Annotated in this window: 20 protein-coding genes; 6 read left to right on the plus strand and 14 right to left on the minus strand. The window is 72.1% G+C overall.

Going from position 1 to position 21,058, the window contains the following annotated elements; translation table 11 throughout:
- Nucleotides 1–170: 170 nt before the first annotated feature.
- Genes IEZ06_RS25355 through IEZ06_RS25365 form a run of 3 tightly spaced genes read left to right on the plus strand, consistent with a single transcriptional unit; the run spans nucleotide 171 to nucleotide 3,660 of the window.
- Entirely contained in the window at nucleotides 171–1,760 is a 1,590-nt protein-coding gene (locus IEZ06_RS25355; protein WP_229798654.1) for an N-acyl-D-amino-acid deacylase family protein, read from the plus strand.
- Nucleotides 1,757–2,686 (plus strand): IclR family transcriptional regulator, encoded by a 930-nt coding sequence (locus tag IEZ06_RS25360; RefSeq protein WP_307811752.1) that lies wholly within the window; start codon nucleotides 1,757–1,759, stop codon nucleotides 2,684–2,686. The genes IEZ06_RS25355 and IEZ06_RS25360 overlap by 4 nt, the downstream gene beginning before the upstream one ends.
- The gene (locus IEZ06_RS25365; protein ID WP_189239189.1) at nucleotides 2,683–3,660 is read left to right on the plus strand and encodes a sugar kinase; all 978 of its coding nucleotides are present in this window, start codon (nucleotides 2,683–2,685) and stop codon (nucleotides 3,658–3,660) included. The genes IEZ06_RS25360 and IEZ06_RS25365 overlap by 4 nt, the downstream gene beginning before the upstream one ends.
- Before the next feature lie 97 nt (nucleotides 3,661–3,757).
- Here the strand turns inward: IEZ06_RS25365 and IEZ06_RS25370 are convergent, their stop codons facing one another.
- The 5 genes from IEZ06_RS25370 to gap form a co-directional block, all read right to left on the minus strand.
- Nucleotides 3,758–4,105: an RNA polymerase-binding protein RbpA gene (locus IEZ06_RS25370; protein ID WP_012892502.1), complete on the minus strand. Its 348-nt coding sequence runs from the start codon at nucleotides 4,103–4,105 to the stop codon at nucleotides 3,758–3,760.
- An 81-nt stretch (nucleotides 4,106–4,186) separates the two neighbouring features.
- Nucleotides 4,187–4,417, minus strand: a complete 231-nt coding sequence (gene secG / locus IEZ06_RS25375; RefSeq protein WP_068899030.1) for a preprotein translocase subunit SecG — start codon at nucleotides 4,415–4,417, stop codon at nucleotides 4,187–4,189.
- Between the two features lie 132 nt (nucleotides 4,418–4,549).
- On the minus strand, nucleotides 4,550–5,335 hold the full coding sequence (gene tpiA / locus IEZ06_RS25380) for a triose-phosphate isomerase (RefSeq protein WP_189239190.1): 786 nt from the start codon (nucleotides 5,333–5,335) through the stop codon (nucleotides 4,550–4,552).
- A 79-nt stretch (nucleotides 5,336–5,414) separates the two neighbouring features.
- The gene (locus IEZ06_RS25385) at nucleotides 5,415–6,602 is read right to left on the minus strand and encodes a phosphoglycerate kinase (RefSeq protein ID WP_189239191.1); all 1,188 of its coding nucleotides are present in this window, start codon (nucleotides 6,600–6,602) and stop codon (nucleotides 5,415–5,417) included.
- Complete coding sequence (gap, locus tag IEZ06_RS25390; protein WP_189239192.1) at nucleotides 6,599–7,606, minus strand: type I glyceraldehyde-3-phosphate dehydrogenase; 1,008 nt, start codon at nucleotides 7,604–7,606, stop codon at nucleotides 6,599–6,601. Before gap ends, IEZ06_RS25385 begins: the two co-directional genes overlap by 4 nt.
- A 228-nt stretch (nucleotides 7,607–7,834) precedes the next feature.
- Between gap and IEZ06_RS25395 the strand changes: the two genes are divergently transcribed.
- Complete coding sequence (locus IEZ06_RS25395; protein WP_189239193.1) at nucleotides 7,835–8,335, plus strand: hypothetical protein; 501 nt, start codon at nucleotides 7,835–7,837, stop codon at nucleotides 8,333–8,335.
- 168 nt (nucleotides 8,336–8,503) lie between these two features.
- Here IEZ06_RS25395 and whiA read toward each other — a convergent pair whose 3' ends face one another.
- The 7 genes from whiA to uvrA form a co-directional block, all read right to left on the minus strand.
- Nucleotides 8,504–9,484: a DNA-binding protein WhiA gene (whiA, locus tag IEZ06_RS25400; protein ID WP_189239194.1), complete on the minus strand. Its 981-nt coding sequence runs from the start codon at nucleotides 9,482–9,484 to the stop codon at nucleotides 8,504–8,506.
- A gap of 93 nt (nucleotides 9,485–9,577) precedes the next feature.
- Complete coding sequence (locus tag IEZ06_RS25405; protein WP_189239195.1) at nucleotides 9,578–10,546, minus strand: gluconeogenesis factor YvcK family protein; 969 nt, start codon at nucleotides 10,544–10,546, stop codon at nucleotides 9,578–9,580.
- On the minus strand, nucleotides 10,543–11,415 hold the full coding sequence (gene rapZ, locus IEZ06_RS25410) for an RNase adapter RapZ (protein WP_189239196.1): 873 nt from the start codon (nucleotides 11,413–11,415) through the stop codon (nucleotides 10,543–10,545). Before rapZ ends, IEZ06_RS25405 begins: the two co-directional genes overlap by 4 nt.
- A 112-nt stretch (nucleotides 11,416–11,527) precedes the next feature.
- On the minus strand, nucleotides 11,528–13,555 hold the full coding sequence (gene uvrC, locus IEZ06_RS25415; RefSeq protein WP_189239220.1) for an excinuclease ABC subunit UvrC: 2,028 nt from the start codon (nucleotides 13,553–13,555) through the stop codon (nucleotides 11,528–11,530).
- A 130-nt stretch (nucleotides 13,556–13,685) separates the two neighbouring features.
- On the minus strand, nucleotides 13,686–14,153 hold the full coding sequence (locus IEZ06_RS25420) for a Rieske (2Fe-2S) protein (protein ID WP_189239197.1): 468 nt from the start codon (nucleotides 14,151–14,153) through the stop codon (nucleotides 13,686–13,688).
- Between the two features lie 173 nt (nucleotides 14,154–14,326).
- On the minus strand, nucleotides 14,327–14,752 hold the full coding sequence (locus IEZ06_RS25425; protein WP_189239198.1) for a Rieske (2Fe-2S) protein: 426 nt from the start codon (nucleotides 14,750–14,752) through the stop codon (nucleotides 14,327–14,329).
- 141 nt (nucleotides 14,753–14,893) lie between these two features.
- Nucleotides 14,894–17,734, minus strand: coding sequence for an excinuclease ABC subunit UvrA (uvrA, locus tag IEZ06_RS25430; protein WP_189239199.1), 2,841 nt, complete (start codon nucleotides 17,732–17,734; stop codon nucleotides 14,894–14,896).
- 270 nt (nucleotides 17,735–18,004) lie between these two features.
- Here uvrA and IEZ06_RS25435 point away from each other — a divergent pair, with 270 nt between their 5' ends.
- Together IEZ06_RS25435 and IEZ06_RS25440 are read left to right on the plus strand one after the other, a co-directional pair.
- Complete coding sequence (locus tag IEZ06_RS25435) at nucleotides 18,005–18,808, plus strand: maleylpyruvate isomerase family mycothiol-dependent enzyme (RefSeq protein ID WP_189239200.1); 804 nt, start codon at nucleotides 18,005–18,007, stop codon at nucleotides 18,806–18,808.
- On the plus strand, nucleotides 18,805–19,446 hold the full coding sequence (locus IEZ06_RS25440) for an MBL fold metallo-hydrolase (RefSeq protein WP_068899008.1): 642 nt from the start codon (nucleotides 18,805–18,807) through the stop codon (nucleotides 19,444–19,446). The genes IEZ06_RS25435 and IEZ06_RS25440 overlap by 4 nt, the downstream gene beginning before the upstream one ends.
- 90 nt (nucleotides 19,447–19,536) lie before the next feature.
- On the opposite strand, the gene pssA is transcribed toward IEZ06_RS25440, so the two are convergent.
- Nucleotides 19,537–20,367: a CDP-diacylglycerol--serine O-phosphatidyltransferase gene (gene pssA / locus IEZ06_RS25445; RefSeq protein WP_084008581.1), complete on the minus strand. Its 831-nt coding sequence runs from the start codon at nucleotides 20,365–20,367 to the stop codon at nucleotides 19,537–19,539.
- Complete coding sequence (locus IEZ06_RS25450) at nucleotides 20,354–20,965, minus strand: phosphatidylserine decarboxylase (RefSeq protein ID WP_068899004.1); 612 nt, start codon at nucleotides 20,963–20,965, stop codon at nucleotides 20,354–20,356. Before IEZ06_RS25450 ends, pssA begins: the two co-directional genes overlap by 14 nt.
- Nucleotides 20,966–21,058 lie beyond the last annotated feature (93 nt).

Raw genomic sequence — 21,058 nt, forward strand, 5'->3', positions numbered from 1 at the left:
ACGCGAGTCCCCGCCGGGCGAGAAGGCGGGCTCCCGTCCGGAAGCCGCGGTCCCCCCTGCGACTCCGGACGGTGGCGGTGAGCGGAAGGCTTCTCTCGACGTGTTGTGCATTGCACAACGCCGTGCCGCGAATGTGGTACCACGTGCACGGGCCCTCTACCGTGTCCACCGTGTTCGACGTGCTCATCACGGGCGGCCGGGTGGTGGACGGCACCGGCGCCCCGCCGTACCCCGCCGACGTCGGCGTCCGCGACGGCCGGATCGAGGCGGTCGGCGACCTGTCCTCCGGGGGCGCCCGTCCCGCCGCGGCCACGGTCGACGCCGCCGGGCGGCTGGTGGTCCCCGGCTTCATCGACGCCCACGTCCACGGCGACGCGACCGTGCTCGACCCCGGTGTGCAGCTGGCGGCGCTCCGGCAGGGCGTCACGACGTTCGTGCTCGGGCAGGACGGCCTCTCCTTCGCCCCCTCCGATCCCGAGACGCTGCGCTTCGTCACCCGCTACTTCGCCGCGATCAACGGTGCTCATCCGGCACTGGACGGCGGGCCGGTGAGCGTGGCGGACCTGCTGTCCACCTACGACCGCGCGACCGCCCTCAACACCGTCTACCTCGTCCCGCACGGGACCGTCCGCCACGCGGCCTCCGGCGATCCGGCGGCGATGCTCCGCCTGGTGGAGCAGGGGCTGGAGGACGGGGCCGCGGGCCTGTCCAGCGGCCTGGAGTACGTCCCCGGACGGTACGGCGACGCCGCCGAGCTCGCCGCGCTGTGCGCGCCCGTCGCCCGGGCCGGTCTGCCCTACGTGACCCACATGCGGGGATACGAGGAGGCCGCCGCCACGGGCATGGCCGAGGCGCGGGCGATCGCCGAGCGGGCCGGGGTCGCGCTGCACGTCTCCCACTACCACGGTCCGGGCGAACGGCTCGCCGGGATGGTCGACCGCGCCCTCGCTGCGGGCCTGGACGTGACCTTCGACAGCTATCCCTACCTCAGCGGGTTCAGCATCCTGGCGATGGTCGCCCTCCCCCGCGACCTCGACGGCCCCGCCTCCCTCGGCCCCGGCCGCGGGGCGCCCGGCGGGACCGGGGACGGGACCGCCCGCCCCGACCTGGACCGCACGGTGGCGCTCCTGCACGATCCCGCGGTACGGCGCCGCCTGGCCCGTGAAACCGATCCCACGCTCTGGCGGCGCGCCGTGCTCGCGCACGTCCCCTCCGCCGAGTTCGCCTGGACCGAGGGCAGGACCCTGGCCGAGGCCGCGGCCGAAGCCGGGCGCGGACCGGCCGACTTCTGCGCGGACCTGCTGGTCGCGACCGGGCTGGCCGCCAGCTGCGTGTTCGCCCAGCCGCCCGGCAACGACGACGCCTCCCTGCGGCTGCTGCTGCGCCACCCCGCCCACCTGGGCGGCTCCGACGCCATCCACATCGGCGGCCACCCTCATCCCCGGGCCTTCGGCGCCTTCGCCCGCTTCCTCGGCCGGCACGTCCGCGAGCTCGGCGACTGGACCTGGGAGGAGGCGGTCGCGCACCTGTCCACCGGTCCGGCCCGCCGGTTCCGGCTGCCGGACCGGGGGGCGATCCGCCCCGGCATGGCCGCGGACCTCGTGGTGGTCGATCCGGGGAAGGCGGCCGACACCGCCGATTACTCCCGGCCGCGCACCCTCGCCGAGGGGATCGACGACGTTCTGGTCGGCGGCGTGCCGGTGCTGGCGGGCGGTGCCCTCACCGGGGCCCGCCCCGGCCGCCCGCTGAGGCCGCGGTGAACGCCCCCGGCCCCGGCCCTGGCCCCGGTCGGAGCCACGACCACGACCAGGCACGGGTGCAGGCGCAGGTCCAGGCGCAGGCGCAGACTCCCGGCCGGGACCGCGACCCCGACCGGAGTCCCGGCGCGGACCCGGCCCAGAGCAGGACGGGCGGCGGAGAGCGCAACCAGTCGGCCTCGCTCCGGCGGGCGCTCGCCGTACTGGAGTACGTGCGCGACCACGCGGGCGCGGGCCAGGGCCTGTCGCTGTCGCGGCTGGCGGAGGCGCTCGGCCTGTCCAAGAGCACCGTGCTGCGCCTGACCGTCCCGCTGCTGGAGGCCGGACTCCTGGAACGCGACCGCAGGAGCGGGGCCTACCGGCTGGGCCACGGCACGCTCCGCCTCGGCCAGGCCTACCTGTCCACGCTCGACCTGAGGACCGTGGCCGCGGAGGAGACGCGCCGGCTGATGCTCCAGGTCCGCGAGACCGTCCACCTGGTCGTCCACGACCCGCCGTACGTCGTCTACATCGACAAGGTGGAGAACGAGGCGACGGTCCGGATGGCCTCCCGGATCGGCAGCCGGAGCCCGCTCTACTGCACCGCGGTCGGCAAGGCGATCCTCGCCTGGCAGCCGGAGGATGCCGTCGAACGGGTCGTGGCCGCCGGGCTGCCCGCCCTGACCCGCCACACGATCACCGACCCCGACCGGCTCCGCGGTGAGCTGGCCCGGATCCGGCAGCGCGGCTACGCGGTCGACGACCGGGAGAACGAGCCCGAGGTCCGCTGCGTGGCCGCGCCGATCTTCAACCACGACGACAGCGCGGTCTCCGCCGTCTCCGTCTCCGGGCTGACCTCGCGGATCACCGCCGCGCGGGTGCGTGACCTGGGGCCGATGGTGGCGCGGGCCGCCCTGCTGATCTCCAGAAAGCTGGGAGCCCCCCGATGACCGACCTGGTGACCCTCGGCGAGACCATGGCCCTGTTCACCGCCCGCCGTACCGGCCTGCTCCGGCACGCCCGCGACTTCGACCTCGGCGTGGGCGGCGCCGAGTCGAACGCGGCGATCGGCGTCACCCGGCTGGGCCTGCGGGCGGCCTGGATCGGCCGGGTGGGCGCCGACGAGTTCGGCGAGCTGGTCCGCTCCACCCTGGCCGGGGAGCACGTCGACGTCTCCCGGACGGTGGTCGACCCGGACGCGCCCACCGGTCTGATGGTCAAGGGGCGGCGCACCTCCGAGGCGGTGGACGTGCGTTACTACCGGGCGGCGAGTGCGGGTTCCCGGCTCTGCCCGGACGATCTCGATCCGGAGCTGATCCGCTCGGCCCGCGTCCTGCACGTCACGGGGATCACCCCCGCCCTCTCGGCATCGGCCCGCGAGGCGGTTCGGGCCGCGGTGGCGGAGGCGCGCGCGGCGGGGGTGCCCGTCTCGATGGACGTCAACTACCGCCGCGCCCTCTGGCCGCCGGATCAGGCCGCCGCCATGCTGCGCGAGACCGTCGAGGCCGCCGACGTGCTGTTCGCCACCGAGGCCGAGGCCCGCCTGTTCGTCGGCGGGCAGGGCGCCCCGGGCGGGGACCCCGCCGAGCCGGCCCGGGCCCTCGCCGCGCTGGGACCGCGCCACGTGCTCGTCAAGCTCGGCGCCCGCGGCGCACTGGAGCTCTCCGACGGAGAGGTACGGCGCGCCGAGCCGTACCGGGTCACCGAGCTCGACCCCGTGGGGGCCGGTGACGCCTTCGCCGCGGGATGGCTGGCCGACTGGCTGGGCGGGGCCTCCCCCGAACGGCGCCTGGCCACCGCCTGCGCCGCCGGGGCGTGCGCGGTGACCGCGCAGGGCGACTGGGAGAGCCTGCCCCGCCGCGCGGACCTGGAACTGCTCCGGCTGACCGGCACGGCGGGGACGGCCGACGCGGTCGACCGGTAGCCCCGCGACGCAGAAGGCCCCCGGGCGGTGTCACCGCTTCGGGGGCCTTCTGCGCGCGTGCGAACCGGCCGGAGCCGGGCCACGATCGCCTCGACGGCTAGTAGATCGGACGCGAGGAGGAGCGCAGCCGCTCCAGGGCCTCGGCCAGGATCTGCGCGCCGTCCTTGTCGCTGCGACGCTCCTTCACGTAGGCGAGGTGCGTCTTGTACGGCTCGTTACGAGGAGGAGCAGGCGGGTTGGCCTCGTCCTGACCTGCCGGGAGACCGCAGCGGGGGCAGTCCCAGAACTCCGGGACGGCCGCGTCGCTGGCGAAGCTGGGACGCGTCTCGTGCATGTTCGCGCACCAGAACGGGACCCTTACACGGGGAGCCGCCTCGCCACGCTCCGCCTCTCCCATCGGGCCGGCGCCGACACGGCTGCCACGGATCGCGTTGCCACTACCCACGGATGTACTCCTCGCTCGATGGCCCTCCCGCTCGGGATACGGGGAAGGGCTGTACCACTGTCATGCTTCCGGCAAGCCGAATCAGGGCTTCAGGAGCAGGCCCAGCGCGATGATGCACACGAACCAGACCACCCCGGTGATGATGGTGAGCCGGTCGAGGTTGCGCTCCACCACGGAGGAGCCACCGAACGACGACGAGAACCCGCCGCCGAACAGATCCGACAGACCGCCGCCCTTGCCCTTGTGGAGCAGCACGAGCAAGATCATCAGCATGCTCGACAGGATGAGGGCGATGGAGATTCCGATTGTCACCGTTGACCTGTTTCCTAATGTGCGCGACCCGCGTCCGGGCGCGATCCCTGTATGACGCCAGAGGCGTGACGATTCAAACCTGCTCTAAGAGGGTACGACCTGCTGTCAAGTCGTACCCTCCGAACGGCTCACTCAGCCGGATGTTTCCCCGAACCGGCAGATCCTGGCGAACTCGGCCGCGTCCAGACTCGCCCCGCCGACCAGGGCTCCGTCCACGTCGGGCTGGGCCATGATGCCGGCGATGTTGTCGGACTTGACCGATCCTCCGTAGAGGATGCGGACGGCCGCGGCCACCTCGCCGTCGTACAGCTCGGCGAGCCTGGACCGCAGTGCCCCGCAGACCTCCTGCGCGTCGGCCGGGGTCGCCACCTCACCGGTGCCGATGGCCCAGACCGGCTCGTAGGCCAGCACGATCGAGGCCGCCTGCTCGGCGGGGACCTTGCGCAGCGCCCCCTCGAGCTGGGCGACGCTGTGCGCCACGTGGCCTCCGGCCCGGCGGACCTCCAGGCCCTCCCCCACGCACAGGATCGGCGTGAGCGAGTGCCGGTAGACGGCCAGCACCTTGCCGTTGACCAGCTCGTCGTCCTCGCGGTGGTACTGCCGCCGCTCGGAGTGCCCGATCGTGACGAAGGTGCACCCCAGCCTGGCCAGCATCGCCCCGGAGATCTCCCCGGTGTAGGCGCCGCCGTCGTACGGCGACAGGTCCTGCGCGCCGTACAGGATCCGCAGCTTGTCGCCGTCCACCAGCGTCTGCACACTGCGCAGATCGGTGTACGGCGGCAGCACGGCGACGTCGGCCCGGTCGAAGTCCTTGTCGTTCAGCGCGAACGCCAGCTTCTGGACGGTGGCGATGGCCTCGAGGTGGTTGAGGTTCATCTTCCAGTTGCCGGCGATGAGAGGCTTGCGTCCTGCAGTCATCTGTCTCCCACCGCTCCTCGCCCGCTCCGCGGAGCGCTCGTCCCGTGCGGGGTGCCCCGCCGGCTGCCTCGGCCCACCCTCACGCCTCCAGCGCGGCGAGTCCGGGCAGGGTCTTGCCCTCCAGGTATTCGAGGCTGGCCCCGCCACCGGTGGAGATGTGCGAGAAGCCGTCCTCGGGCAGGCCCAGCCGGCGCACGGCCGCGGCGGAGTCGCCGCCGCCGACGACGGTGAAGGCCTCCGAGCCGATCAACGCCTCGGCGACCGCGCGGGTTCCCCCGGAGAACTCCTCGAACTCGAAGACGCCCATCGGGCCGTTCCAGAAGACGGTCCTGGCGTCGGCCAGCTTGGCGGCGAACAGCTCGCGGCTGCGCGGGCCGATGTCCAGCCCCTCCCGGTCGGCCGGGATCGCGGTGGCGTCGACCACCTCGTACTCGGCGTCCTCGGCGAAGTGGGTGGCGGCCAGCACGTCGACCGGGAGCACGAGCTCCACCCCGCGCTCGGCCGCCTCCTGGAGGAAGCCGCGCACCTTGTCGAGCTGGTCCTCCTGCAGCAGGGACCTGCCGACCTCGAAGCCCTGGGCCTTCAGGAAGGTGTAGGCCATGCCGCCGCCGACGATCAGGCGGTCGACCTTGGTCAGCAGGTTGGCGATGACGCCGAGCTTGTCGGAGACCTTGGCTCCGCCCAGCACCACGGCGTACGGCCGGGCCGGGTCCTCGGTCAGGCGCCGGAGCACGTCGACCTCGGCCGTGATCAGGCCGCCCGCCGCGTGCGGCAGGAGCCCGGGCACGTCGTAGACGCTGGCGTGCCTGCGGTGCACCGCGCCGAAGCCGTCGCCGACGTAGAGCTCGGCCAGATCGGCCAGCTTCCGGGCGAACTCCTCGCGCTGCGCGTCGTCCTTGGACTCCTCGCCCGGCTCGAAGCGCAGGTTCTCCAGCAGGGCCACCTGGCCGTCCTGCAGACCCTCCACGACACCTCGGGCCGACTCGCCGACCACGTCGGAGGCGAAGGCCACGTCGGCGCCGAGCAGCTCGCCCAGCCGCCGCGCGACCGGGGCCAGGGAGTACTTCGGGTTCGGTGAGCCCTTGGGGCGGCCCAGGTGGGCGCAGGCCACGACCTTGGCGCCCCGGCCGGCGAGGTCGCGGATCGTGGGCAGCGAGGCGCGGATGCGGCCGTCGTCGGTGATGACGTCCCCGTCGAGGGGGACGTTGAGGTCGACGCGCACGAGCACGCGCCGACCCTTCACGTCGAGCTGAGACAGGTCCTTCATCGCAGGTCGGCGCCCACGAGCTCGATGAGGTCGACGAGGCGGTTGGAGTAGCCCCACTCGTTGTCGTACCAGCCGACGACCTTGACCTGGTTGCCGGTCACCTTGGTGAGGCCGGCGTCGAAGATGCAGGAGGCCGGGTCGGTGACGATGTCCGAGGAGACGATCGGGTCCTCGGTGTAGGTCAGGAAGCCCTTGAGCGCGCCCTCGGCGGCGGCCTTGAGCGCGGCGTTGACCTCGTCGACGCTGGTGTCGCGGCCGACCTCGACGGTCAGGTCGGTGGCCGAACCCGTGGGGATCGGCACGCGCAGCGCGTAGCCGTCGAGCTTGCCCTTGAGCTCCGGCAGCACCAGGCCGATGGCCTTGGCGGCGCCGGTGGAGGTCGGCACGATGTTCAGCGCGGCGGCGCGGGCGCGGCGCAGGTCCTTGTGCGGGGCGTCCTGCAGGTTCTGGTCCTGCGTGTAGGCGTGGATGGTGGTCATCAGACCCTTCTTGATCTCGAAGGTGTCGTGGATGACCTTGGCCATCGGGGCCAGGCAGTTGGTCGTGCAGGAGGCGTTGGAGATGACCGTGTGGTTGGCCGCGTCGTAGAGGTCGTGGTTGACGCCCATGACGACGGTGAAGTCCTCGTTCTTGGCCGGAGCCGAGATGATGACCTTCTTGGCGCCGTTCTCGGCGTGCACGCGCGCCTTGTTCGCGTCGGTGAAGAAGCCCGTGGACTCCACGACCACGTCCACGCCCAGGTCGCCCCAGGGCAGCTTGGCCGGGTCGCGCTCGGCGAAGGCCTTGATCGCCTTGCCGTCCACGGTGATCTCGTCGGCGCTGCTCTTCACCTCGTACGGCAGGCGGCCGAGGATGCTGTCGTACTTGAGCAGGTGGGCGAGCGTGGCGTTGTCGGTCAGGTCGTTGACCGCAACGATCTCGATGTCCTTGCCGCTGGCAGCGACCGCACGCCAGAAGTTGCGGCCGATGCGGCCGAATCCGTTGACGCCTACGCGGATGCTCACTGTGCCGATCTCCTCGTACGTCGTTGCGCCGGCCGCGTGGACCGGCGACTTGGGGCGGGCTTGTACCTCAAGAACGAACCCTATCGGACCCCAATTGGTTTAGACCACTTGCGGTCCCCCGTTCGCTTTCTTCGGACTCTCCCGTAAATCGCGAGTCCTTCACGCACGTTTGCAGTAAAGTGCCCGACTCGTCACGGTAAACACATCCCATCCCTGCAAGGACCTGCAATGACCTCCACCTCCAGATCCGGAAGCGGTCTCGTCCTCGGCTCCGTCGCGGGCCTGGTCGCCGCGCTCGTGGGCGCCGCCGCCTACGGCGCAGTCATCGGCGTCACCGACTACGAGATCGGCATCGCCGCGATCGGCGTCGGCGTCCTGGTCGGCCTGGCGATGATGGCCGTCCGCCCGACCAGTCCGGTACTGCCCGCCCTGGCCGCGGTGTTCTCCTTCGCGGGAGCCGGTCTCGGCGTCTTCATCGGCGACGCCTGGGCGGACTTCGTCAACCCCGGAGGATCGCCCCTCAGCGAGCTCCTGCCCAAGGCCCAGGAGTTCCCCGACCTCGTCGCCCAGGATCCGGTGACCCTGCTCTTCTGGGCGATCGCCGGCGCCGCGGGCTTCAGCTTCGTGAACAGCCGCGTCAAGGCCGCCCGGGAGTCCCTGACCGCTCCGTCCTCCCCGCAGCAGGACGAGGCCCCAACGGACTACTTCAAGCCGCACAACCCGGCGTAGCCCTTCCGCGCCTTCCGGACTCCGGTCCCGGACATGACGAGAGCCGGCGCCCGCCCGGGGCCCGGCTCTCGTCATGTCCGGGACCGTCACGCGGTGGCGTCCGCCGTCACCGCCCGCCCCGGCCACCCGTCGTCCCGCGGTGGCGGCGCACCCGCCGTCGCAGGGCGGTCACGTGGTCAGCATGTCCACCGTGAGGTTCGCCTCGGTGCTGGGCACGCCGATGTCCTGGGCGCGCTTGTCCGCCATGGCGAGCAGGCGCCGGATCCGGCCGGCGATGGCGTCCTTGGTCAGCGGCGGGTCCGCGAGCTGGCCGAGCTCCTCCAGGGACGCCTGCTTGTGCTCCACCCGCAGCCGGCCGGCGATCACCAGGTGCTCGGGCGCGTCGTCCCCCAGGATCTCCAGGGCCCGCTGGACCCGCGCGCCCGCGGCGACCGCGGCCCGGGCCGAACGGCGCAGGTTGGCGTCGTCGAAGTTGGCCAGGCGGTTGGCCGTCGCGCGCACCTCCCGCCGCATGCGCCGCTCCTCCCAGGCCAGCACGCTGTCGTGGGCGCCCAGGCGGGTCAGGAGCGCGCTGATCGCGTCGCCGTCGCGGACCACCACCCGGTCGACGCCGCGCACCTCGCGGGCCTTGGCGTGGATCTTCAGCCGCCGGGCGGACCCGACCAGCGCGAGGGCCGCCTCCGGTCCCGGGCAGGTGATCTCCAGCGACATCGAGCGGCCCGGCTCGGTGAGGGAGCCGTGGGCCAGGAACGCGCCCCGCCAGGCGGCCTCGGCGTCGCAGGTGGCCCCGGCGACCACCTGGCGCGGCAGGCCGCGGACCGGGCGGCCGTGGTTGTCGATCAGCCCGGTCTGACGGGCCAGGGCCTCGCCGTCGCGGTAGACCCGGACGACGTAGCGGGAGCCCTTGCGCAGTCCGGCGGGGGCCAGGACCAGCACCTCGGCCTTGTGGCCGAACACCTCGCCGATGTCCTTGATGAGCCGCCGCGCCGTGACGTTGGTGTCCAGCTCCGCCTCGATCACGATCCGCCCGCCCACCAGGTGCAGCCCGCTCGCGAACCGCAGGAGCGTCGACACCTCGGCCTTCCGGCAGCAGGGTTTCAGGACCGTCAGCCTGCTCAGCTCGTCCTTCACCACACCTGTCATCGCCATGCGCGTTCGTCCTCCCCCATGTGAACCCCCTGCGGCCCGAGATACATCAGGCTCACAGAAGTTTCTCGCACTCCTGGGCCGGGCTTACCAGGATCAACGCTTCTCATGGAAAATCTCGTCCAGGACCGAGGCAAGACGTCGTGCATCGTGCCTCGGCGAGCCGTCGGCGGCCGCCACGTCGGCCAGCACGAGGCGTCCGCCCAGCGCGGCGGCGGCCTTCTCCAGCTCGTCCCGGTCGTCGACCACGCCGGTGTCGGCCAGCACCACGTCGATCTCCAGGGCGGGCGCGTGCCGTCGCAGCACCTCCAGGTGCTGCTGGGGGGAGAAGTCGTCGGTCTCCCCCGGCTGCGGCGCGAGGTTCAGCGTGACCAGGCGCCGGGCCCGGGTGGAGTGCAGGGCCTCGGCCAGCTCGGGCACCTTCAGGTGCGGCAGGACGCTGGTGAACCACGAGCCGGGGCCGAGGACGACCCAGTCGGCGTCCAGGACCGCCCGGACCGCCTCCGGGCAGGCCGGGGGGTCCTCCGGGACCAGCGAGATGGCCCGGACCCGGCCGGGGGTCAGCGCGCAGGCCACCTGGCCGCGCACCGTGCTGATCTCGCCGTCCAGCTCGACCTCGGCGGCGATGTCCAGCGGGACCGAGCACATCGGCAGCACCCGGCCGTGCGCGCCCAGCAGCCGCCCGAGCCAGTCCAGTCCGGCGACCGTGTCACCGAGCTTCTCCCACAGCGCCACGATGAGCAGGTTGCCGACCGCGTGGCCGTGCAGCTCGCCCTCGCTGCGGAACCGGTGCTGGACGACCTCGCTCCAGGTGTGCCCCCACTCGTCGTCTCCGCACAGGGCCGCCAGGGCCATCCGCAGGTCTCCCGGGGGCAGCACGCCCAGCTCCCGGCGGAGCCGCCCGCTCGATCCGCCGTCGTCGGCCACGGTGACGACGGCCGTCAGCTGCGAGGTGACCCTGCGCAGCGCGGAGAGCGAGGCGTAGAGCCCGTGCCCCCCGCCCAGCGCCACGGCCCCGGGACCGCCCCCCGGCCCCCCCGGCCCGCCGTTGAGACCTCCGGTCACTCGCGGCCCACATCCCGGTGGCTCACCTGCACGTCCATGCCGCCCCGGTCGCGCAGGCGCGCACCGATCTGCTCCGCCATGGCCACGCTGCGGTGCTTGCCGCCGGTGCAGCCGACGGCCAGGGTCGCGTAGCTCTTGCCCTCGCGGGCGTATCCGGCGGAGATGATGCCGACCACCTCCTCGTAGGCGTCGAGCAGTTCCTTGGCACCCGCCTGCTCCAGGACGTAGTCCCGCACGGGGGCGTCGGTCCCGTTCATCGGGCGCAGCTCGGGCACCCAGTGCGGGTTGGGCAGGAAGCGGCAGTCCACCACCAGGTCGGCGTCCACGGGCAGGCCGTACTTGAACCCGAACGAGACCACGTTGACCCGCAGCCCCGGCCGGTCCTCGCCGCCGAAGAAGGCGACGATCTTGCCGCGGAGCTCGTGGACGTTGAGGTTGGAGGTGTCGATGACCAGGTCGGCGTTGGCCCGGACGTCGCGCAGGATGCCGCGTTCGCGGGCGATCCCGTCGACCAGGCGGCCGTCCCCCTGCAGCGGGTGGGGGCGCCGGACGTTCTCGAACCTGCGGACCAGCCCCTCGTCGCTGGCCTCCAGGAACACCACCCGTACGGCGACGCCGCGCCCGTCCAGCTCCTCGATCGCGGCGTTGAGGTCGGTGGTGAAGGCGAGGCTGCGCACGTCGACCACCGCGGCCACCTTGTCGGCGGCCAGCTTGACCCGCCCGGCCTCCTCGGCCATGGCGAACAGCAGCCCCGGGGGCAGGTTGTCGATGACGAACCAGCCCAGGTCCTCCAGTGCCTTGGCCGCCGTGCTCCGTCCCGCCCCCGACATGCCGGTGACGATGACGAACGCGGGCTCCCGCTCTCTCACGCGTCCTCCTCCGCCGACCGCGGGCGCGGCACCGCCGCGCCCATGGCTCGCTCGTTCACGTGCCCTCCTCCGCCGGCCGCGTGAACGACGCCGCCGCGCCCGTGGTCCGCTCTCACGCTGGGTTCTCCCCCTTCAACGCCGACACGATCGCCTCAGCCGTCGCAGGGCCGATCCCGGGAACCTCGCGGATCTCGGCGGCGGTCGCCTCCCGCAGCCGTTTCACCGATCCGAAATGCTTGATCAGAGCCTGCCTGCGCGCCGGGCCGAGCCCGGGGACCTCGTCCAGGGCGCTTTCCCGCACGCTCTTCGACCTCTTCGACCGATGGTAGGCGATGGCGAACCGGTGGGCCTCGTCCCTGACCCGCTGCAGCAGGTAGAGGGCCTCGCTCGACCGGGGCAGGATGACCGGCAGGTCCTCGCCGGGGAGCCACACCTCCTCCAGGCGCTTGGCCAGGCCGCAGACCGCGACGTCGTCCACGCCGAGCTCGTCGAGCGCCCGCTGGGCGGCCGCCGCCTGGGCCGGGCCGCCGTCCACCACGACCAGGTTGGGCGGGTAGGCGAACCTCCGCGGCCGGCCCGTCTCGGGGTCGATGCCCGGCGCCGGCTCCGGTCCGGCGTCCGGAGCGGCGGGCGCTCCGGTGCCGGCGCCGTCCGCGGTTCCGGGGAGGGCGGGTCCTCCGCCCGTTCCGGCGTCCGGTCCGTCACCGGGCCCGGCCTCCGGGCCGGCGTCGAGCTCGCCGGTGGCCGAGCGCTCCTCCAGGTAGCGCTTGAACCTGCGCGAGATCACCTCGTGGATGGACGCGACGTCGCCCTCTGCGGAGCGGACGGAGAACCTGCGGTATTCGCTCTTTCTGGCGAGGCCGTCCTCGAACACCACCATCGAGGCCACCACGTTGGTGCCCTGCAGGTGGGAGACGTCGTAGCACTCGATGCGCAGCGGTGCCTGGTCCAGGTCGAGCGCGTCGGCGACCTCCTGCAGCGCCCTGCTCCGCGTCGTCAGATCGCTGGCGCGCCTGATCCGGTGCTGGTTCAGGGACTCCTTGGCGTTGCGCTCGACGGTCTCCATCAGCGACTTCTTGTCGCCCCGCTGCGGGACGCGGATCTCCACCCGGGCCCCGCGCCGCTCGCTCAGCAGCTCGGCGAGCGCCCCGGCGTCCGGCGGCAGGGCGGGCACCAGCACCTCCCGGGGCAGCGCCTCGGGAGCGGCCTCGCCGTACATCTGCAGCAGGAAGTTCTCGACCAGCTCACCGGGGCCGGTCTCCTCGACCTTGTCGACCACCCAGCCCCGCTGGCCCCGCACGCGTCCCGCCCGGACGTAGAACACCTGGACGGCCGCCTCCAGCGGGTCGTCCACCAGCGCGACCACGTCGCAGTCGATGTTCTCGCCCAGCACGACGGCCTGCTTCTCCATCGCCCGCTGCAGCGCCTGGACGTCGTCCCGGAGCCTGGCGGCCCGTTCGAACTCCTCCTCGGCGGCGGCCCGGCGCATCTCGCCCTCCAGCCGCCTGATGAACCGGCCGGTGTTGCCCGCCATGAAGTCGCAGAAGTCCTCGGCGAGCGCGCGGTGCTCTGCGGGCGTGACCCGGGAGACGCACGGCGCCGAGCACTTGTCGATGTAACCCAGCAGGCAGGGCCGGCCGATCTGGGCGGCGCGCCGGAACACCCCCGACGAGCAGCTCCGGATCGGGAAGACCCGCAGCAGCAGGTCGACCGTCTCCCTGATCGCCCAGGCGTGGGAGTAGGGACCGAAGTAACGGGTGCCCTTGCGCTTGGCGCCGCGCAGCACCTGGACGCGGGGGAACTCCTCGCCCATCGTGACCGCGAGGTAGGGGTAGGACTTGTCGTCGCGGTACTTGACGTTGAACCGCGGGTCGTACTCCTTGATCCAGGAGTATTCGAGCTGGAGCGCCTCGACCTCGGTGCCCACGACCGTCCAGTCGACGCCGGCGGCGGTCGTGAGCATGGTCTGGGTGCGCGGGTGCAGTCCCGCGAAGTCGGCGAAGTAGGAGTTCAGCCGCTGGCGCAGGCTCTTGGCCTTGCCCACGTAGATGACCCGGCCTCCGGCGTCCCTGAACCGGTAGACACCGGGGGACTCGGGGATCGACCCCGGCTTCGGCCGGAAACTCGCCGGACCCTGCACAGATCTCGCCACGTCCCGAAGCCTATCGGGCCCCACCGACAGGGAGTCCTGCCCCGCCGGACCCGCGACCCGTCGCACCGGCACCCCGGCCGCCCCTCGCCGGGGACGCCGGTACGGCGGACCGCACCGGTCAGGCCAGCGTGATCGAATCTCCGTCGACCTTGATGGCCTTCTCCTCCAGGGGCTTGTTGGCGGGGCCGTTGGTGACGGACCCGTCGGTGATGCTGAACCTGCTGTTGTGGCAGGGGCAGACGATGTCGGTCCCCTCGACTCCGCCCACGTCGCACCCCTGGTGCGTGCAGACGGAGCTGAAGCACTTGAACTCCCCCGCCTTCGGCTGGGTCACCACGACCTTCGCATCCTTGAACACCTCGCCGCCGCCCACGGGGATGTCGGAGGTCTTGGCCAGCGCGTTCGCCGCGGAGTCACCGGAGCCGGCCGCCGTCTCCGAGCCGGTCTCCGCCGCCGACGGGGCCGCGCTGGAGGAGCCCGCGTCGTCCGCCGTCGGCTCGCCGTAGCCGGAGCACGCGGTCAGCACCGCCGCGAGCCCCGCCCCTCCCGCACCCAGCATCACCGCACGCCGTGTCGTGTCCGTCATGGTCACCCTCCCGGGGGTCCGCATCCGTATCGCGCCCATGGCCGGCCGGGGGCGCCCGTGGCCGTCCCCGGCCGTCCCCGGCCGTCACTCCGATGCGGGCCAGCATGCCGTACCGGACATCAGGAGACTGTGAAGATTTACACCTTGGCCGCGACCCTGTGGAGACGTCCGTCTCAGACCATGACGATGCCGTCGCCCTCGACCTTCAGCGCGAACTCGGCCAGGGGCGCCTCGGCCGGGCCCTTGAGGCACTTTCCGGAGACGGCGTCGAACTCGCTGCCATGGCAGGGGCAGCGGATGACGCCCTCGGCGGGGCGGCTGACCGCGCAGCCCCGGTGCGGGCAGCTCGCGCTGAACGCCTTGAACACCCCCGCGGTCGGCTGAGCGATCACGATCTTCCACTTGGTGAGCACCATGCCGCCGCCCACCGGGACGTCGGCGACCTTCGCGACGACCTGACCCTTGACGCCCGGCGGCACCACGGCCGGGCCGGGCGCCCCGGCGGCGCAGCCGGCGAGCGCCGCGCCGCACGCCACGGCCCCCGCGGCGCCGATCACCTGCCTGCGCGTGGGCATGGCGGAACCATCACTGCTGCTCATTGCGGCCCTTCTCGCAACGTCCCCCGTCCAACCGGGCTCCGCCTCAAGGGTATTGAGGCAGGAGCCCGGTCCCGAATCCGGGTTTGCGGTGTCCGGTGAAGGGGAATCGCGCCCGGACACCGGCGGGGCCCGCAGGCGCTCTCAGCTGCCGAGGATCTTGCGCAGGAAGCGGCCGGTGTGGCTGGCCTCGACCAGTGCGACGTCCTCGGGCGTCCCGGTGGCGACCACGGTCCCGCCTCGGGAACCGCCCTCGGGACCCATGTCGATGATCCAGTCGGCGGTCTTGATCACATCCAGGTTGTGCTCGATGACGATGACCGTGTTCCCGCCGTCCACCAGCTTGCCGAGCACGCCGAGCAACCTGCGGATGTCCTCGAAGTGCAGGCCGGTGGTGGGCTCGTCCAGCACGTAGATCGTCCGGCCGGTGGAGCGGCGCTGCAGCTCTGCGGCGAGCTTGACGCGCTGCGCCTCACCGCCGGACAGGGTCGTGGCGGGCTGGCCGAGCCGGACGTAGCCGAGGCCGACGTCGTTGAGCGTCTGCAGGTAACGCCGGATCGACGGGATCGCGTCGAAGAAGCCGAGGGCCTCCTCGATCGGCATGTCGAGCACCTCGGAGATCGTCTTGCCCTTGTAGTGGACCTCCAGGGTCTCCCGGTTGTAGCGCGCCCCGTGGCAGACCTCGCACGGGACGTACACGTCCGGCAGGAAGTTCATCTCGATCTTGATCGTGCCGTCGCCCGAGCAGGCCTCACAGCGGCCGCCCTTGACGTTGAAGCTGAACCGGCCCTTGGCGTAACCGCGGACCTTCGCCTCGGTGGTCTGGGCGAACAGGTCGCGCACCTTGTCGAAGACGCCGGTGTAGGTCGCCGGGTTCGAGCGCGGGGTGCGGCCGATCGGCGACTGGTCGACGTGCACGACCTTGTCGACCTGGTCCATGCCGTTGATCCGCGAGTGCCGGCCGGGGACCGTGCGCGCGCCGTTCAGTTCCTTGGCCAGGGCGCTGTAGAGGATGTCGTTGACCAGGGTGGACTTGCCGGACCCGGAGACGCCGGTGACCGCGGTGAACACGCCGAGCGGGAACTCCACGTCCACGCCCTGGAGGTTGTGCTCCCGGGCGCCCTTGACGGTGATCTGCCGCTTGCGGTCGCGCTTGCGGCGCGCGGGCGGGATCGCGATGCTCCTGCGGCCCGACAGGTAGGCGCCGGTCAGCGACTCCTCGGAGGCCAGCAGCTCGGAGACCGGTCCGGAGACGACGACCTGCCCGCCGTGCTCGCCCGCGCCGGGGCCGATGTCCACCACCCAGTCGGCGGCGGCGATGGTGTCCTCGTCGTGCTCGACCACGATCAGCGTGTTGCCCATGTCGCGCAGCCGGATCAGCGTCTCCAGCAGCCGCTGGTTGTCCCGCTGGTGCAGGCCGATGGAGGGCTCGTCCAGCACGTACAGCACGCCGACCAGCCCGGAGCCGATCTGGGTGGCCAGCCGGATGCGCTGGGCCTCGCCGCCGGCGAGGGTCCCGGCCGCGCGGTCCATGGTCAGGTAGTCGAGGCCGACGTCGAGCAGGAAGCCCATCCGGGCGTTGATCTCCTTGACCACCCGCTCGGCGATCTGCATGTCCCGGTCGGAGAGCTTCAGCCCGGCCAGGAACTCCGCGCAGTCGGCGATCGACAGGGAGGCCACGTCGGCGATGGAGCGGCCGTCGACCGTGACCGCCAGGGAGACCGGCTTGAGCCTGGCGCCGTTGCAGGCGGGACACGGGATCTCCCGCATGTAGCCTTCGTACTTCTCCCGCATGCCGTCGCTCTCGGACTCGGCATGGCGGCGCTGCACCCAGGGGATGACGCCCTCGAAGGTGGTGTAGTAGGAGCGCTCGCGGCCGTAGCGGTTGCTGTAGCGGACGTGCACCTGCTCGTCGTGGCCGTGCAGCAGCGCCTTCTGCGCCTTCTTGGACAGGCGCTCCCAGGGGGTGTCGAGGTTGAAGCCCATCGCCTTGCCGAGCGCCTCGACCAGCCGCTCGAAGTAGTCGCTGGTGTGGCCGCCGGCCCAGGGGGCCAGCGCGCCCTCGCCCAGGGTCTTCTCCGGGTCGGGCACGACCAGGTCGGGGTCGACCTCCATCCGGACGCCCAGGCCGGTGCACTCCGGGCAGGCGCCGAACGGCGAGTTGAAGGAGAACGAGCGCGGCTCCATCTCCTCGAACGACAGGTCGTCGTAGGGGCAGTAGAGGTGCTCGGAGTAGAAGCGCTCGCGGTTCGGGTCGTCCTCGGGCAGGTCGACGAACTCCAGCGTGATGGTGCCGCCCGACAGCTGCAGGGCGGTCTCCACCGAGCCGGTGAGGCGGCTGCGCGAGCCCTCCTTCACCGAGAGCCGGTCGACGATGACCTCGATGTCGTGCTTCTCGTACTTCTTCAGCTTCGGCGGCTCGTCGAGCCTGATCACCGCGCCGTCGACCCGGGCCCGGGCGTATCCCTTGGCCTGGAGCTGGCCGAACAGCTCGGTGTACTCCCCCTTGCGGCCGCGGATCACCGGGGCGAGCACCTGGAAGCGGGTGCCCTCCGCCAGCTCCATCACCCGGTCGACGATCTGCTCGGGGCTCTGCCTGGCGATCGCCCGGCCGCACTTCGGGCAGTGCGGCTTGCCGACCCGCGCCCACAGCAGCCGCAGGTAGTCGTAGACCTCGGTGATCGTGCCGACGGTCGAGCGCGGGTTGCGGCTCGTCGACTTCTGGTCGATCGACACCGCGGGCGAGAGGCCCTCGATGAAGTCGACGTCGGGCTTGTCCATCTGCCCGAGGAACTGGCGGGCGTACGCCGAGAGCGACTCGACGTAGCGCCGCTGGCCCTCGGCGAAGATGGTGTCGAAGGCCAGGCTGGACTTGCCCGAGCCGGAGAGCCCGGTGAAGACGATCAGCGAGTCCCGCGGCAGCTCCAGCGAGACGTCCTTGAGGTTGTGTTCACGTGCGCCACGCACGATGAGGCGGTCAGCCACAGCAGTCCCGACATCGGTGTAGAGGGTTGAGAAGCGGTCGCGGGAAGACTAGCGACGGGGTCCGACAGTTTTTCGCCGGCGATCTCGCCCGGCGGTCTCCCGGCGCGGGCGCCCGGAAACCGGGGCTCCCCGCTCGCCCCAGAGTACGGCCTCCGCCCGCGCCCGACGGGCCGCTTCCCGTTTCAACCACGTGAACCGGTTCTTTTATGCCCGGGCATGGCGCCGCCGGGGATGTTGGCACGGCCGCCGCCGCAATGATGGAGTAGGGGAATGGATCTGCTAGAGAAACTTCAGGCCGAGCTCTCGGCCTCGACGGAGCGCCTCCTCGGCACCGCGGCCTCCTTCTCCGACGCCGACATCCCGCAGCCCTCCCGGCTTCCCGGCTGGACCCGGGGCCACCTGCTCACCCATCTCGCCCGCAACGCCGACAGCCTGGTCAACCTGACCGAGTGGGCCAGGACGGGCGTCGAGACCCCGCAGTACCCCGACCCGCAGAGCCGGGAGGCCGAGATCGAGGCGGGCGCCGCCCGCTCCGCCAAGGAGCAGCTCGCCGACCTGGAGGAGAGCTCGGCGAGACTCGCCGCCGCCTTCCGGGACCTGCCCGCCGAGGCGTGGTCGGCCGTGGTGTGCGGGACCCGGCCGCCCGAGCACCCCGCCTGGTACCTCCTGGTCCGCCGCCTGCGCGAGACGGAGATCCACCACGTGGACCTCGGCGCGGGTTACACCGCGGCCGACTGGCCCGAGGCGTTCGTGCGCCGGGAACTGCACGACGCGATGGTGTGCTGGCCCAGGGAGCAGAGCCCGGTCAGCGAGATCGTGGTGGAGGAGACGATAGACGACTACCTGCACCACCAGGTCTGGCGCGACCTGGGCTCCGGCCCGGTGGTCCAGGGCGACCCGTGGGCGCTGCTGTGCTGGGTCACCGGCCGCACGCAGGGGGGCGGGCTCAGGGTGATGCCGGAGGGGAGCACGGGCAACCAGCCCTCGGCCGGACCGGTGCCCGCACCGCCGCCGTGGATGGCCCTGACCGCGCCTCCCGGCCTTCCCGAGACGCCTCCCGAGGAGTATCCGTGACCTACACCGGCGACGTGCACGTGGGCGGTCCCGCCGACGTGCGGGAGCTGCCCGCCCTGACGATCTCGAAGCTCGCCGTGGGCCCGTTCGACAACAACGCCTACCTGGTGCGCTGCAACGACACCGGCGACGGATTGCTGATCGACGCCGCGGCCGAGGCCGACCGGCTGCTGGAGCTCATCGGCGGCATGCCCATCAGCAAGATCGTCACCACCCATCAGCACGGTGACCACTGGCAGGCCCTGGAGGAGGTCGCCGCGGCCACGGACGCCATGGTGATCGCCCACCCGCTGGACGCCCCGGCGCTGCCGGTCCCGGCGACCCTGACGGTCGAGCACGGCGACGGGGTCACCGTCGGCGTGGTCAGCATGGAGGTCATCCACCTGCGCGGTCACACGCCCGGCTCGATCGCCCTGCACTACAACGGGCACCTGTTCACCGGCGACTCGCTCTTCCCCGGCGGGGTCGGCAACACCAACAAGGACCCGGAGCGCTTCGAGCAGCTCTTCACGGACGTGTCCGAGCGGATCTTCGACCGCTTCCCGGACGAGACCTGGGTCTATCCGGGCCACGGCAGGGACACCACGCTCGGCGCCGAGCGCCCCTCCCTGCCGGAGTGGCGCGCGCGCGGCTGGTAGGGCACCCATCCCGCCCCGGCCTGCTGAACCGGCCGGACGGAGGACGAGCGGTCCGGTCCCGCGGCGTGCGTCGCGGGACCGGCCGGCGTTTCAGCCGACGCGCTCGGACTCCTTGCGCTCCTTGCGCTGCTCCCGTTTGAACATCAGGATGCGCAGCGGGATCGCCGCCACGATCGTTATCTGCATGACGGCGCCGACCTTGATGAGGGTGTCGCCCCCGGCCAGCCCCGCGGCCCAGATGGTCAGGCAGGCGACGTTGATCATCATCCAGGCGAGCACCACGGCCGCCACATTCCCCTTGGGCTTGGGATACTCGATCCGGCTCACCATGAGGTAGGCGATACCGAAGATCGGCAGCACGGCCCCGACCGACGGCTCGAAGAGCAGCACGATCGCGATCACGGTCATGGCGCCCATCGGGATGGGCAGGCCCATGAAGTCGCCGCTCTTGGTCTTCACGCAGGCGAAGCGCGCGAGCCGGATGACACCGGCCAGCAGCACCGACGCCGCGGCGGCCATCACCATCAGGAACGGCACCCGCGGGTTGAACCCGCCCCAGATGACCACCATGAACGCGGGGGCGAAGCCGAAACTGATCACATCCGCGAGGTTGTCGAGCTCGGCGCCCATCGCCGAGGCGCGGAACCGCCGGGCCACCAGGCCGTCGAACAGGTCGCAGGTGGCGCCGAGCAGCAGCAGCACCACCGCGGTGCCGAAGAACTGCGGGTTGGCCTCGAACTTGCTGGTCTGCTGCAGGGAGGTGATCGCCGACCAGGCGAGCACGCAGACGGCGAGGAAGCCGCAGAGCGCGTTGCCCAGCGAGAGCGAGTCCGCCGCCGAGAGCCGGAACGCCTTGCCGACGGGGCCCTGGGGCTCGTCGTCCGCCCCGCCCATCGACCAGCCCGCGTCAGCCGCGGTCAAGGCCGGTCACCCCTGCGACGGTCTTCTGCCCGACGGAGACCGCGGGAGCGATCCCCTCGGGGAGGTAGACGTCCACTCGCGAGCCGAACCGGATCAGCCCGATGCGCTCGGCCCTGGCCACCTTGGCTCCCGCCGCCAGGTAGGGCACGATGCGGCGCGCGACCGCGCCCGCGATCTGGACGAGCTCCAGGTCGCCGAGCGCGGTGTCCAGGTGCCACACGACCCGCTCGTTCTTGTCGCTGTCCTTGTCGAATGCGGGCAGGAACCCGCCGGACACGTGCTCCACCGAGGTGACGGTGCCGGCCAGCGGCGCGCGGTTGACGTGCACGTTGAGCGGGCTCATGAAGATGGCCACCCGCGTGCGGCCGTCCGGCCACGGGTCGATGCTCTGCACCACGCCGTCCGCGGGCGACAGGATCCGCCCGGGACCGGGCGTGCGCTCCGGGTCTCGGAAGAACCAGAGCATGCCGCCGGTGAGCGCGGTCAGCGGGACCGCCGCCAGCGCCCAGCGCCTGTCACGGCGGCTGAGCAGCGAGGTCACGGCAGAGGCCGCCACCGTCGGGAGCAGCCACGGAGAGACGCCACGCGCCAGCCGCATGCGGCCTGACGGTTGGCTTGCTGAATCGTGGGACACAGGGAACCTTTTGTGATGTCTTGCGGCGTTAGACCGGTATGTCTACCCGCTCTGGGG

The organism is Planomonospora antibiotica, from assembly GCF_014647955.1.
GTDB lineage: Bacteria > Actinomycetota > Actinomycetes > Streptosporangiales > Streptosporangiaceae > Planomonospora > Planomonospora parontospora.

Coding starts and splice junctions, on each gene's coding strand:
- IEZ06_RS25365 (WP_189239189.1), top strand. CDS start 2,683: ATGACCGACCTGGTGACCCTCGGCGAGACCATGGCCCTGTTCACCGCC.
- tpiA (WP_189239190.1), bottom strand. CDS start 5,335: ATGACTGCAGGACGCAAGCCTCTCATCGCCGGCAACTGGAAGATGAAC.
- IEZ06_RS25385 (WP_189239191.1), bottom strand. CDS start 6,602: ATGAAGGACCTGTCTCAGCTCGACGTGAAGGGTCGGCGCGTGCTCGTG.
- IEZ06_RS25395 (WP_189239193.1), top strand. CDS start 7,835: ATGACCTCCACCTCCAGATCCGGAAGCGGTCTCGTCCTCGGCTCCGTC.
- whiA (WP_189239194.1), bottom strand. CDS start 9,484: ATGGCGATGACAGGTGTGGTGAAGGACGAGCTGAGCAGGCTGACGGTC.
- IEZ06_RS25420 (WP_189239197.1), bottom strand. CDS start 14,153: ATGACGGACACGACACGGCGTGCGGTGATGCTGGGTGCGGGAGGGGCG.
- IEZ06_RS25425 (WP_189239198.1), bottom strand. CDS start 14,752: ATGAGCAGCAGTGATGGTTCCGCCATGCCCACGCGCAGGCAGGTGATC.
- IEZ06_RS25435 (WP_189239200.1), top strand. CDS start 18,005: ATGGATCTGCTAGAGAAACTTCAGGCCGAGCTCTCGGCCTCGACGGAG.
- IEZ06_RS25450 (WP_068899004.1), bottom strand. CDS start 20,965: ATGCGGCTGGCGCGTGGCGTCTCTCCGTGGCTGCTCCCGACGGTGGCG.